This window comes from Novosphingobium sp. BF6, assembly GCF_058273105.1.
This window is the reverse complement of sequence record NZ_CM177775.1, coordinates 1432294-1445042: the sequence shown is the minus strand read 5'-3', so window position 1 is coordinate 1445042 and position 12749 is coordinate 1432294. Positions and strand designations below refer to the sequence as shown.

Sequence of the window (12749 nt, the reverse complement as noted above, 5' to 3'; positions counted from 1 at the left end):
CGAGGAAAGCGGCGAATCAGAAACCTGCGGATAGAGTGAGCGCCGGTCCCGAGCCCGGATCGGCGTCGCCCGCCACCCGGAACCGCCAGTCGACCGCTGCGCGCCCGAACAGACCTTTCCCGAGCGGCATGGCCAGGCTCGCAGACGGCCCAGCATCGAGACGCCCCGCCCCCTTCTGCACCCCGCCCCAAACGCCCCCGCCAACGCGGGTTTCGAGATTACCGAGGGAGAACAACGTCCGGTCGGCCCGGAACTGGCCGTCCGCGAACGGCGTCGCGAATCGGCCCGCAACATAGCCTGCCTGCGCATAGGCCTCGCCCCTCAGGCCACCGGGCAAGGCGAAATAGGGAAGCTGGGTCACGGCCATCGCCACTGGCTGGAATCTTCGCGCTCCCCCCTGCTCCGTCAGGCGTCCTTCCAGCGCGGCAACGACCGGCACCCCCGGAAACGGACGTGCCGATACGCCAAGGGCCGCAGCCGTCTCGCGCATGGCAGTGCCCAAGGTGGCGGTGGTGCGCATGTAACCGGTCAACTGCCGCCTATCGCCCGGCGAGAGCCGATAGCGCAGGACGGCGCCCGCCTGACTCGCCCCGTAGGTCGCGGGAAGCGCGCCGTTGGCGAGCGGCCCGGCGCCGTCCTGCCGCAGCAGCGCCCAGCTATCGACCGACCACCGCCGGGTCCGCGCGGGCGCCACGGGCACCGGAGAGGCGCTCGAAGACGGATAGGGCTGCGCAGCGAACTGCCAGACCGGCGGAAGCCCCGCCGGTAGCCGCGTATCCTGCATGCCCTCCGAGACGAACCGGGACGAACCGATATCCGAGCCGAACGCCCCGATCGCACCATATGCCGGTCCCGAGGGCACTTGCGGCAACGCCCGACCTCGGCCGGAATACCATCGCCGCGGGCCGTCCGCCCAGACCGGCACTTTCACGAACACAGGGTACGGTACATTCGCCACCGGCGGAGGGCCATAAGCGGATGCCGGATAGAAGCCCGCACCGGGCGGCGACTGAGGTCCCGCTGCCATGCTCGTCTCCCCCGATCCGGCAGTTTTCGCATCTTCCACCGAAGACAGGCGCAGCGCCTGAACGCTCCTGGCTGCAACCGGCAGGGGATTGTCCCAGGCCGAAATCCGCCCGCCCATCCAGCCCGCGAGCACGGCCAGCAAGGCCACCAGCGGCTGCCCGCGAAGCCTCTTCACCACGCTCATGCGGCCGTTCCGCTGGCAGAAGCCGGATGCGCGTCGTGACGGGTCTTGTCCCAGGTCACCTGCCCGCCCCGCAACGTCCGGATGTAGGAGGCCAGGGCATCGCGTCCGGCCATGATCGCAATATAGTTCGCCACCGGAATCCGCAGGACCGCCCAAATCCCTTCCGGAAAACCGTATTCACGCGTCGTCAGCGTCGCTCTCAGGAAACTGCGCCAGAGCAGGCTGAACAGCCCCGCCGCGATCATCCACCGCAGCAAGGGCGGCCCCGGCATCGCCGCTACATCCCAGCCCAGCACGCGCGGAATGCCGAGCATCCCCTCCACCACGACAAGCGCATAGCTGCTTGCCAGAACGATGGCCGTCAGCGGGCCACGCCGGTCGCGCAGCGCCATCCAGGTATCGACGGCGCTTCCCGCCCATCCGAGCCGCTCCCAGCCCTGAAAAGCGATACCGTGAATCCACCTGGTCTTCTGACGCACCGAATCCTTCAGGCGCGCCGGGAAATAGGCTCGCGTGGCGACGAGTTCGCCGGTCTCATCCCGCACCCTGAGGAACCGAGAACGCCCTCCCTCACGCGATACAAGCACGCCCAGCTCATAGTCCTCCGTAAGGCATTCCGCCGCGAATGGCCCCGGACTGCCCTCCAGGCGGCGGCCTACCGCGATCCGTTCGAGCATCTTGCGGGCGAAGCCGCAGCCCACACCCGCCGCCGGGATCGCCGCTCCCAATGCATCCCGCACGACGAGCGACTTGGTATGGGCTTCGGTAAATTCGTCGACATAGTGGCCCCCTACCCAGCGCGAGGCCGGTTGCGGCTCGGGCCGTACCGGAAGCTGGACGAAATCGGCAGAGGACAAGGCGGCGTCGATCACCGCCAGTTCGGCCGCGTGCACCATATCTTCGGAATCGTGGAGGATCACGCAGCGAACGCGGCGGCCGGATCGGCGTTCGTCCTCACACAGCGCGTGGTAGAGGCGGTTGAGACAGTCCGCCTTGGTCGTCGGCCCCGCCCGGTCGTGGATGACGACGCGCACCCTGGGGTCCGCGCCTGCGCCCTCCATCGCCGCGCAGACGGTTGGTGCGTCGTTGCCGTAGCAACCGATATAGAGCGTGAAATCGTCCTGCCGCCAGGCCGCAAGAGCGTGCCGGATCGTATGGCCGATCACCTGATCTTCCTGCCAGGCGGCGATGAACACCGCCGCTTTCCCCAGTAGCGGTGCCCGCACGGCCTCTTGCGAGATGCGCGTGGTCCTGGCTCGCCCGGAGAGCCGGAACCACAACCAGCAACAGTCGATAGCCAGTTCGTCCGCCGTGCCGACCAGTACCCAGAACCCCGCAAAGAGCAGAAGTTCCTGCTCGATCATGAGCAAGACGCCGAACGCCTGCTGAATTAGCTCCGCCCAACCCATCCTTAGCCCTCGCCCTAGACCGAATCGATTCCACACCGAAGTTATCGGAGCCCTTCGGAGCTACCGATTCTTGGGAGTTTCATCGTCAAAGGCGAAGTATGGACATCAGTACGGCCGCACCAATGAACATGCGTCTATTTCACAAAGTTAACTAACTTGCCCGTTATTATGGCAAGCCGCCGATCTCTTGAAAGAGATCGGCGGCGATGCGTCACCAGCTGCCGATGTTCGGCATCGAGGCCCAGGGCTCGGCAGGATCGAGGCGTCCGTCCTGAAGCAATTCCACCGAAATCCCGTCCGGCGTGCGGATGAAGGCCATGTGGCCGTCGCGCGGCGGACGGTTGATCGTCACCCCGGCATCGGCCAGCGTCTGGCAGGTCGCGTAGATATCGTCGACCTGGAAAGCCAGGTGGCCGAAATTGCGGCCCCCGGTATATTCCTCGAAGGAACCGTCCTCGGCAGGCCAGTTATGGGTCAGTTCCACTTCGGATTCCTCACCCGGCACGGCGAGGTAGATGAGTGTGAAACGGCCCTGCTCGCTTGAAAACCGGCGCGTTTCCTTGAGGCCGATCAGTTCGAAGAAGCGGATCGTCGCGTCCGGATCGGTCACGCGGATCATCGTATGGAGGTACTTCGTCACGGGGTATTCCTTCAATTCATCGCACTTATTAAACGGTTCATCGCGCATACAGCCGGAGGGCAGCAATATCCGGGAGACTTCAGGGAGAAGCCGCGATGACCGACGATAGCCCGGAAAGCCCCCGCCACTCCACCGCCTTCTTGCGAGATTCCACGAACAGGCGCTGGTTAGCGGCTTCCACGATCCTCGCCATCGGCCTCGTCGGCGGCGGCTATCTGTTGGGCGACGGCATGCGGCGCGCGCACCGCGCCGACCGCTCGGTCACCGTGCGCGGCCTCGCCGAGCGGGACGTGACCGCCGACCTTGCGACATGGACGATCGCCTATTCCTCCACCGCGGGCGATCTCGCCACCGCGCAGTCCGGAGTCGAGAACGACACCCGCCGGATCGAGACGTTCTTCCGCGAACTGGGCTTTCCCGCCGACGCCCTCCAACCGACCGGCGCAAACGTCCAGCAGAGCAAGGACAACAGCGGTACCACCAGCTTCACCGTCCGCCAGCGCGTGACCTTGCGCAGTCAGGACGTCAAGCGCGCGCAGGATGCCGTGAAGCGCCAGTTCGAACTGGTGCGACGCGGCGTCATCCTGGAGGAAGGCTCGGGCATGGCCTTCACCTTTACGAAACTCAACGCCATCAAGCCGCCAATGGTCGCCGCCGCCACCAGGGACGCACGCGCCGCCGCCGAGCAATTTGCGCAGGACAGCGGCGCCGAAGTCGGCGCCATCAAGAGCGCGACCCAGGGCTATTTCACGATCGAGGCGCGGGACGGTGATTCGGGCGGCGGCTGGGGCGTCTCAGATACGCCCTACAAGAAAGTCCGCGTGGTAACGACGGTAGACTTCTATCTGAAATAGAAGACAAAAATGTCCCATCGTAGTGCCGGAACGGCTCGGCTCAGGAAGCGCGAAAGCCGATGCTGGCTGCTTGTAGGCGGGATCGGGGCCATCTATAATCTCGCCGACGCATGCTAGCGAAAATCAGAAACCTGCTCGGCCGCGCTCCCAGCGCACGCCTTCCCGAACTGCCCGCCGGACAGCGCGTCTATGCGATAGGCGACATCCACGGACGGCTGGACCTGTTCGAGCGCCTGATCGAGGCGATCGAACGGGACAACAGCCAACGACACAGCACTCGCAGCCTTGTCATTCTTCTGGGCGACCTGATCGACCGGGGACCTGACAGCGCCGGTGTCCTGGCCGCCGCCCGAGAGCTTGCCCGGCGGCGCGATGTCGAGTTCATCCAGGGCAATCACGAGGAAATGCTGCTGGTCTCGCGCGACAAGCTGGATGCCTTCCGCAGCTTCCTGAAGTTCGGCGGGCGCGAGACGATCCTGTCCTACGGCCTCGATCCGGACTTCGTGCGGGACGCCGAACTCGAAGACCTGCACGGCGCGGCGATGGACGCCATCCCGCAGCAGGACTTCGATTTCATCGACGGTTTCCGCAAGATGATCCGGCTCGGCGACTATGTCTTCGTTCATGCCGGCGTGCGTCCCAATACGCCGCTGGAGAACCAGCTCGGCCATGACTGCCGCTGGATTCGCGAGCCGTTTCTCAGCCACAACGGGGAATTCGGCGGCTTCGTCGTTCACGGACATACGATCACAGAGGAGCCGGCCGTGCGCACGAACCGCATCGGCATCGATACCGGCGCCTATATGCACGGCCACCTCACCGCGATCGGGCTTGAGGGCAGCGAGCGCTGGTTCATCCAGGCCTGCGAGGACGAGAATGGGATTTCCATAAAGGTCGCCGCCGAAGCCTGAATTTAGCCGGGCTAACGCCCGGAAGCGGCACCAGCCCACGCCCGGCCTCCCATTCAGTGTATCCTAGATGGGAGGCCGGGTGGGGGCGCCTGAGAGACTTTGGGGCTGGTACCGCAAGTTCGTGAAGAACAAACAAGGCAAACGCACCGGGGAGCCTGTAAGCCGGGTTCTGTACCTGGCGTGGTCTCCCCACGGGGGGACCTTACGCCGCGGTGGCAGCCATTCCTCTAGGCGACGCATTGCTGCGCCACTCAAGCGACCAACCCGGGCTGCCTGGGTCCGAAACAGACCCGCCGTTCGAGACGGCGCGCAGCCCCTATTCGGTCTTGCTCCGGATGGGGTTTGCCATGCCGCTTTCCGTTACCGGAAGCGCGGTGCGCTCTTACCGCACCCTTTCACCCTTACCTGCCGCGAGGGACGAACCCTGTTGGCGAGGCGGTCTGCTCTCTGTGGCACTTTCCCTAAGCTTCGCCGGGCCTGAAAACCCGACTCGCCCGGCGGGCGTTACCCGCCATCCTTGTTTCGTGGAGCCCGGACTTTCCTCGCGCGTCCGAAGACGCCCGCGGCTGCCCGGCTCCCCGGTGCGAGCGGTCACCTAGCACGGCCATTGTCCCGCTCCAACAGCAGTTCCAACAGAATTGCGCCGATTTCGCCGTCGATCTCGCCGTCGATCAGATCGGGCCGCCAGCGGCGCTGGAACGCCGTCACCGCCGCCCGTCCGTCGGAAATGTCGTAGCCGAAGCGTTCGAGCGCGAGATAGAAGGCGCCCGGATTGTCGTAGAAGAGGTTCATCTTCGCCGCCGGTATCTTCAACGCCAGCCCCAGCTCGCCGAGCCGCGCCCAGTCGAAATACTCGCCGGGATCCTGCTTGCGGGCAGGCGCGATGTCGGAATGGCCGACCACGTTGCCACGCGGAATGTGGTTGCGCCTGACGATATCGGCGAGCAGCGGGAGCAATGCCTCCATCTGCGCCTCCGGGAACGGGCGATAGCCCCATTCGTGCCCCGGATTGACCAGCTCGATCCCGATCGAGGCGGAGTTCACGTCGGTCACCCCGCGCCAGTAGGATCGCCCGGCATGCCAGGCACGCTTGCCCTCCGGGACCAGCGAGGTGACGATGCCCTCCTCGTCGATCATGTAGTGCGCGGAGACTTCCGCTTCGGGATCGCACATCCGCTCCAGCGCCTCGGCGGCGGATTTCATACCGGTATAGTGCAGCACGACCATCGAGATCGGCAGCTTGCGCTCGTTGAAATTGGGCGAGGCGACGGTGCGATTGACCAGCCAGCGGTTCATGTCCCAATGCCTCCGGGACCTGTGGCTCCAGGGCCTGTGGCTTCCAGGGGGGGCTTCGACAGGCTCAGCCTGAGCGGGTCTGGGAACATCGCATCACCTCCGCTGAGCTTGTCGAAACGTCATCCTGAGCCCGTCGAAGCGTCAGGCTCCTGGCAGGACCGCGCCGAGGACCAGCGCGTCTTCCGCCAGGGCATATTGCAGCTTGCCGCCCTGCCCGTGCGCCAGCTGCTGGATCATCGCGGCGGGCGCGGTGCGACTGGAAAGATCGCCTTCCGGCAGCGCCCCTTCGAGCGCACGGCCGATATCCCGGTCGAAGGCGATACGGGGTCCCGCCGCGCGCACGACGATCTCGGTCACGCCGTCGCGGAATTCCGCCGCCAGTTCCAGCGTGCCGCCGCGCGGCAGCGCCTCGATGCCGATCAGGCCGAAGTTGAGCAGCGTCTTCACCGCAGGCTTGGGCAGCATCTCGCTGGCCAGCGCCCAGTTGAGCACGATGCGGGCATTGTTCGCCACCAGCGCGTCGATCAGGGCGCGCGCCTCGCTGACCGGAACCATGTCTCCGAAGCCGCCCGCCGCACCGAAGGCGAGGCGGAAGAACTTCAGCTTGTCGGCCGAGATCCGCGCGCTCTGGTCCAGCAGCTCGAAGCAGCGCTGGCGCATGTCGGGGTCCTTCTCGTCCGCGAGCAGTTCCAGCCCGTTGGTCAGGGCGCCGACAGGGCTGAGCATGTCATGGCACAGGCGCGAACATAGCAGGCTGGCAAGTTCGAGCGAACTGGTCGTCATGGATCGAGGACTTCCGTTTTCAATAATCATTCGGGTGAGGCATTCGAATTCAGGCCATTAGCGGCCACTGGTGCGACGATATGGTACGTCATCGGCGAAAATCCATTCCCGGTATCGCGCCAGAAAGCAACCTGCCCGTCGGCGATGATCGCCCAAATGCGCGAATCCCCGGTGGAATGTTCGCAATCCGTGGCGGAGGGCACCGGATGACCGACCGGATGGGAATGATAATAACCCAGCACTTTCGGCCCACCCTGTCGCGCCGCACGGTGGGCGGCAAGCAGCCTGGCAGGATCAATCTCGAAATGGTGGGTGGGCTGCGCCGCGACATTGGCAGCGGGTATCGCGGCCTCTATCCGCTCGCCCTCTCCCGTCAGGATGCCGCAGCACTCCTCCGGATGGGCGCTTAAGGATTCTTCATGCAATCTTGCGATCACGTCACTTGTCACTTCGACATTCATCCCCAAATCCTACAGGCAATGGGGGCTCACGAAAACATCATCCAGGGTTTCATCGGCAGCGACGGCGGCCGCCTCGACAAGGCGCTGGCCGAGGCGAGCGGACTTTCGCGCGAACGCATCAAGGCTCTGATGGGCGAAGGCCGGATATCGCTGGCCGGAAAGCCGGTCTCGCAGGCTTCGCTCAAGGTCGCGGGCGGCACCGCCTTCGCGATCGACGTGCCCGAAGCGGCCCCTGCCGAAGCGGTCGCGCAGGACATTCCGCTGAATGTCGTGTTCGAGGACCAATACCTCATCATCGTCGACAAGCCTGCCGGTCTCGTCGTCCATCCGGCGGCGGGCAATCTCGACGGCACGCTGGTCAATGCCCTGCTCCACCACTGCCGGGGCCAGCTTTCCGGCATCGGCGGCGTCGCGCGGCCGGGGATCGTCCACCGCATCGACAAGGACACTTCGGGCCTGCTGGTGGTCGCCAAGACCGATAAGGCGCACGAGGGGCTGGCCGTCCAGTTCGCGGACCATTCGATCGCACGCGCCTACCGGGCCGTCGTTTCCGGAAGGCCGATCCCGGTCGCCGGAACCGTGCGCGGCGCGATCGCCCGCTCGAACCTCAACCGCAAGAAGATGGCGCTGGTGGAGGACGGGCGCGGCAAGCATGCCGTAACCCATTACAAGACGCTGGAAGCGCTGAAGAACGCGAGTCTCGTGGAGTGCCGCCTGGAAACGGGACGCACCCATCAGGTGCGCGTTCACATGTCGTCAATCGGCCATTCGCTATTAGGGGACCCTGTATATGGTCGTACACCTTCAGCGATTCGCCCGATTCTTCAGCGACTCGGTTTCACCCGACAAGCTCTTCATGCCGCGGAACTTGGCTTCGTCCATCCCGTTACAGGAGAGAACGTCCATTTCGTCAGTCCGCTACCCGACGACATGCGGACACTGATCGATGAACTGCGACACTGAAATCGGATTAATGTGCTATCTTTAAAAGGTGGCCCCAAGCTAAGACGCCTCGCAAGGGTCTTCGACCGCGGGCCGACCGGAAAGGACGGATATTGTGAGCAAGGAACGTAATCTCCCGGCGGTGCCGGCACTGGGCGGCGAGCAGAGCCTCAACCGCTACCTGTCCGAGATCCGCAAGTTCCCGCTTCTCGCGCCCGAGCAGGAATATATGCTCGCCAAGCGCTACAAGGAGCACGAGGACCCGGCAGCGGCCGGCCAGCTGGTAACCAGCCATCTTCGCCTCGTGGCGAAGATCGCCATGGGTTATCGCGGCTACGGCCTGCCGGTCTCGGAACTCATCTCCGAAGGCAACATCGGCCTGATGCAGGGCGTGAAGAAGTTCGAACCCGATCGGGGCTTCCGCCTCGCCACTTATGCAATGTGGTGGATCAAGGCTTCGATTCAAGAGTACATCCTGCGTTCGTGGTCGCTCGTGAAGATGGGCACCACCGCCGCGCAGAAGAAGCTGTTCTTCAACTTGCGCCGGATGAAGAAGAACCTCGACGCCTACGAGGATTCCGATCTGCATCCGGATGACGTCGCCAAGATCGCGACCACGCTCGGCGTTTCCGAGCAGGAAGTGGTCAACATGAACCGGCGCATGATGATGGGCGGCGATGCCTCGCTGAACGTCTCGCTTCGCGAGGAAGGCGAAGGTCAGTGGCAGGACGTCCTTGCGGACGACCGTCCACTGCAGGACGAGACCGTTGCGGATGCCGAAGAGGCGACCGTGCGCCACGCCATGCTGGTCGAGGCGATGGACGGGTTGAACGAACGCGAGCGCGACATCCTGATGGAGCGCCGCCTGACCGAGGACCCGAAGACGCTCGAAGAGCTGAGCCAGGTCTACCACGTCAGCCGCGAACGCGTCCGCCAGATCGAGGTGCGCGCCTTCGAGAAGCTGCAGAAGGCGATGACCCGCATCGCCAGCGACCGCAGGCTGCTGCCCGCAGGCTGAGCTTCGGCTTCGGAAAAAAAGAAACGGGCCGTCCGGAAGGATGGCCCGTTTTCTTATGGGCAATGGAAAAAAAGGGAGCGACGCCCCTCCCCTTCCTTCCACTCAGGCGTAAAGCGCCTGCCACATGCTCGCGGCAATGCTCTCGCGCGTCAGGGCTTCCGGTTCCGCGGTCGCCAACCCTTCCGCCTGCGCCTGCGCAGCGACGGCGACGGCGATTTCGAGCGCCACGTCGCGCAGTTCGGTGACGGCCGGAAGCAGGCCGCCCTTGCTTTCACCTTCGCCGCCGCCCAGTTCGCCGAGGCGGCGCGCGGCGGCCATGAACATGCCGTCGCTGATCGCCGTGGCCCCGCTGGCCAGCGCCCCGAGGCCAACACCGGGGAAGATGTAGACGTTGTTGACCTGCGTGACGCCCGGCGTGCCGAAGGGGCTGCCGGTGCCGACGATCGCCTTCCCGTCGGTCCATTCGAGAATGTCCGCCGGGTGCGCTTCGGCGCGCGAGATCGGGTTGGAGAGCGGGAAGACCACGGGCCGCGCGACCTTTTCGGCCATCTTGCGAATGGTCCGCTCGTCGAAGGCCGCCTTCTGTCCCGAGGTGCCGATCAGCACCGTCGGATGGACATTGGCGACCACTTCCTGAAGCGAGATCATGTTCTGGCCGCTGACGTTCCAGCCCTCGATCGCCGCCGGATCGCGTGCGAGTTTGAGCTGCTGATGCGGCAGGCGCGGAATGTCGGAAAGGATCAGGCCGTCGCGGTCCACCGCCCAGATGTTCGCACGCGCGGCCTTCTCGTCGAGACCATCGGCGACCATCGCCTGAACCAGCATCTCGGCCACGCCGCTGCCCGCCGCGCCCGCACCGAACAGCACGACGCGTTGCTCGGCGAGCGGCACGCAGGTCTTGCCGATCGCGGCCAGCAGCGTGCCCACCGCAGTGGCGGCGGTGCCCTGGATATCGTCGTTGAAGCTCAGCAGCCGGTCACGGTAGCGAACCAGCAGGTCGTAGGCGTTCTTGCCCGCGAAATCCTCCCACTGGAGCAGCACGCCGGGGAAGCGATCGTCCACCACGCTGACGAAGGCCTCGACGAAATCGTCGTAATCCTGACCGCGCACGCGCGGGGCGCGCCACCCCACATAGAGCGGGTCCTCGCGGCGGGCATGGTTGTCCGTGCCCAGATCGAGGAGGATCGGCAAGACTTCGGAGGGGTGGATACCGGCGCAGGCGGTGTAGAGCGCCAGCTTGCCGATCGGGATGCCCATGCCGCCCGCGCCCTGGTCGCCGAGGCCGAGGATACGCTCGCCGTCGCTGACGACGATCACTTTCACGCGGTCGTAGGCCGGATCGGCGAGAATGTCGGAAATGCGGTCCTTGTTGGGATAGCTCAGAAACAGCCCGCGCGGACGGCGCCAGATCTCGCTGAAGCGCTCGCAGCCCTCGCCCACGGTCGGCGTATAGACCAATGGCAACATGCGCGGCAGGTCGCTCTGCACGAGGGCATGGAACAGCACCTCGTTCGAGTCCTGAAGTTCGCGCAGGAAGGCGTAGCGCTGGAAATCGCTTTCCTTTTCTTCCAGTGCCTTGCGGCGACGTTCGATCTGGCTGTCGAGGGTGCCGACATGGGGGGGCAGCAGGCCGTGGAGGCCGAATGCGTCACGCTCTTCGGCGGTGAAGGCGGTCCCCTTGTTGGTCAGGGGATCGGAAAGCAGCGCGCGGGCGGCGGCGTGACGGGTCGGGGACATCAATGACCTTTCATCAGAAACGTAGGCTCAGCCAGCCCGCGAGAAAATCGGAGCTGCGGTAACCCGCATCGGTCAGCGCGGGGCCGGCTTCGAGATGCTCGTAGCGCCCGGTGAACGAGACGCGCGGCGAGATCTGCCAGACCGCCTGGAGGCGGGCGAGTTCGGCGATCTTGCGCGCCCGGCCGTTCTGGGTGCTGGCAAAGGGTTGGCCGTTGGCCCGATAGACCGCATCGGTGACGCTGTCACGCCAGGCGAAGCGGTATTCGGCATTCACTTTCACGTTCTTCAGCGGCGAGAAGCTGAAAGTCGGGGCGATGGCGCGGATGTTCGAGGGCGTCAGGTAGAGCTGGTAGCTGAAATAGATATTGTTGCCGAAAGGCGCATAGGCGTCGCGCAGCTTGCCGTCCCCGTAGCCGCCGCCCCCGCTGGCATAGTCGGCGCTGAGGCCGATGCGCGGCGCGGCCTTGTCCGATCCGAGGCGCCAGGACTGGGCGAGCAGCACCTGCCAGGCATCGATCTTCTGGTCCATGAACTCGCCCCACTGGTGGTTCACCGTCCAGTCGAGCTGGAGCGGCCCGGCGTCGCCATAGACGTGGACCCCGCCATACCAGCGCGTCGCCGGGCCGATCCGCCCGCCCCAGGTGCCGACGCCGTTGCGCCGCCGCCAGAGGAAGGGATCGACGAAGAGCTTCGAATCGCCAAGAAACGTCTTCGGCACGGCATAGCCCAGCGTCACGCCGGAGAAGCGGCGCTCGGGATCGCTCCTGTCGTCGCCGATGCCGTCTTCGCCGTAAGCAGTCGGGCGCAAGTCGAAGACGTCGGCGCGCACTGCCTTCCCGCGCACCCAGGCCCGCACGCCGTTCAGCGTATAGTGGAGGGTATTGTTGTCGCGCTGCGAGGTCAGCAGGTTGGGTCCATCGACGAACTCTTGGCGGCCGTAGCGAATACCCACGTCGAGGCCCGCTATCTGCCCGTTCGCCTCGGCGAAATACTGCTGGGCGGCCAGCCCGTTGCGGAAGTTACTCGATGGCGTGCCGAGGTTGCGACCGCTCAGGCCCCCATGCGCCAGTTCGCCGTAGAAGCGAAGGTGCGGCCCGACATGAAGATCCGCTCCGGCGACCACGCGGCTGATGTCCTGACGCTGCGCCTCGGCCTCGCGCAAGTTGGGATTGGTGGTCTGGTTGACGCGGAGGCGCAGCTCGCCCGAGAGCGTCAGGTAGATGTCCCCGTCTCCATCGAGCGGGAGGAACTTGAGCCGGTCGAGCGGATCGTCGCGCTTTTTCTCGTCCGCCATGACCCGCCAGTCTTCGGCCCAGCGGGAGATGCTGTAGCCGTTGGTCACGGCGCCGTCGCCGTTGGCGGAAACCGGGTAGACCGGGGTCTTCGCCTCTTCGGCATGGGCCGGAAAGGAGGCGCAGCAAAGGGTGGCGGCCAGCAGCCGCTTGGAAACTGTCTTCATGTCCGCGATTCCTGTGCGGGGCTTTCGCC

12 protein-coding genes and 1 other RNA gene are annotated in these 12749 nt (G+C 65.3%); 4 read left to right on the top strand and 9 right to left on the bottom strand.

Annotated features, from left to right (window positions below; translation table 11 throughout):
* Window positions 1-16 precede the first annotated feature (16 nt).
* The 3 genes from AC4D6D_RS07255 to AC4D6D_RS07245 all read right to left on the bottom strand — a co-directional run bounded on the left by AC4D6D_RS07255 (window position 17) and on the right by AC4D6D_RS07245 (window position 3259).
* Entirely contained in the window at window positions 17-1210 is a 1194-nt protein-coding gene (locus AC4D6D_RS07255; protein ID WP_491327079.1) for a hypothetical protein, read from the bottom strand.
* A complete protein-coding gene (locus AC4D6D_RS07250) occupies window positions 1207-2574 on the bottom strand; it encodes a glycosyl transferase family protein (protein WP_491327078.1) in 1368 nt (455 codons plus the stop codon). Before AC4D6D_RS07250 ends, AC4D6D_RS07255 begins: the two co-directional genes overlap by 4 nt.
* Before the next feature lie 256 nt (window positions 2575-2830).
* Window positions 2831-3259, bottom strand: coding sequence for a VOC family protein (locus AC4D6D_RS07245; RefSeq protein WP_491327077.1), 429 nt, complete (start codon window positions 3257-3259; stop codon window positions 2831-2833).
* Between the two features lie 95 nt (window positions 3260-3354).
* Between AC4D6D_RS07245 and AC4D6D_RS07240 the strand changes: the two genes are divergently transcribed.
* The gene (locus tag AC4D6D_RS07240; RefSeq protein WP_147220025.1) at window positions 3355-4113 is read left to right on the top strand and encodes an SIMPL domain-containing protein; all 759 of its coding nucleotides are present in this window, start codon (window positions 3355-3357) and stop codon (window positions 4111-4113) included.
* Window positions 4114-4223: 110 nt separating this feature from the next.
* Window positions 4224-5024: a metallophosphoesterase gene (locus tag AC4D6D_RS07235; protein WP_147220024.1), complete on the top strand. Its 801-nt coding sequence runs from the start codon at window positions 4224-4226 to the stop codon at window positions 5022-5024.
* Window positions 5025-5166: 142 nt separating this feature from the next.
* On the opposite strand, the gene rnpB is transcribed toward AC4D6D_RS07235, so the two are convergent.
* From rnpB to AC4D6D_RS07215, 4 genes are all read right to left on the bottom strand, one after another.
* Window positions 5167-5606: RNase P RNA component class A (gene rnpB, locus AC4D6D_RS07230), an RNA gene on the bottom strand.
* Window positions 5607-5615: 9 nt separating this feature from the next.
* On the bottom strand, window positions 5616-6320 hold the full coding sequence (locus AC4D6D_RS07225; protein ID WP_147220023.1) for an N-acetylmuramoyl-L-alanine amidase: 705 nt from the start codon (window positions 6318-6320) through the stop codon (window positions 5616-5618).
* Between the two features lie 141 nt (window positions 6321-6461).
* Window positions 6462-7103, bottom strand: a complete 642-nt coding sequence (locus tag AC4D6D_RS07220) for a histidine phosphotransferase family protein (RefSeq protein ID WP_147220022.1) — start codon at window positions 7101-7103, stop codon at window positions 6462-6464.
* Window positions 7104-7129: 26 nt separating this feature from the next.
* The gene (locus AC4D6D_RS07215; RefSeq protein WP_147220021.1) at window positions 7130-7564 is read right to left on the bottom strand and encodes a Mov34/MPN/PAD-1 family protein; all 435 of its coding nucleotides are present in this window, start codon (window positions 7562-7564) and stop codon (window positions 7130-7132) included.
* 18 nt (window positions 7565-7582) lie between these two features.
* Here AC4D6D_RS07215 and AC4D6D_RS07210 point away from each other — a divergent pair, with 18 nt between their 5' ends.
* Together AC4D6D_RS07210 and rpoH are read left to right on the top strand one after the other, a co-directional pair.
* Window positions 7583-8527: an RluA family pseudouridine synthase gene (locus AC4D6D_RS07210; RefSeq protein ID WP_491327076.1), complete on the top strand. Its 945-nt coding sequence runs from the start codon at window positions 7583-7585 to the stop codon at window positions 8525-8527.
* A gap of 94 nt (window positions 8528-8621) precedes the next feature.
* Window positions 8622-9524 carry an RNA polymerase sigma factor RpoH gene (gene rpoH / locus AC4D6D_RS07205; RefSeq protein ID WP_147220019.1) on the top strand — a complete coding sequence of 301 codons (903 nt, stop codon included), beginning with the start codon at window positions 8622-8624 and terminating at the stop codon, window positions 9522-9524.
* 102 nt (window positions 9525-9626) lie between these two features.
* Here the strand turns inward: rpoH and AC4D6D_RS07200 are convergent, their stop codons facing one another.
* Together AC4D6D_RS07200 and AC4D6D_RS07195 are read right to left on the bottom strand one after the other, a co-directional pair.
* Complete coding sequence (locus tag AC4D6D_RS07200) at window positions 9627-11261, bottom strand: NAD-dependent malic enzyme (RefSeq protein ID WP_491327075.1); 1635 nt, start codon at window positions 11259-11261, stop codon at window positions 9627-9629.
* A 13-nt stretch (window positions 11262-11274) separates the two neighbouring features.
* Window positions 11275-12720 carry an alginate export family protein gene (locus AC4D6D_RS07195; RefSeq protein WP_491327074.1) on the bottom strand — a complete coding sequence of 482 codons (1446 nt, stop codon included), beginning with the start codon at window positions 12718-12720 and terminating at the stop codon, window positions 11275-11277.
* Window positions 12721-12749: the final 29 nt, after the last annotated feature.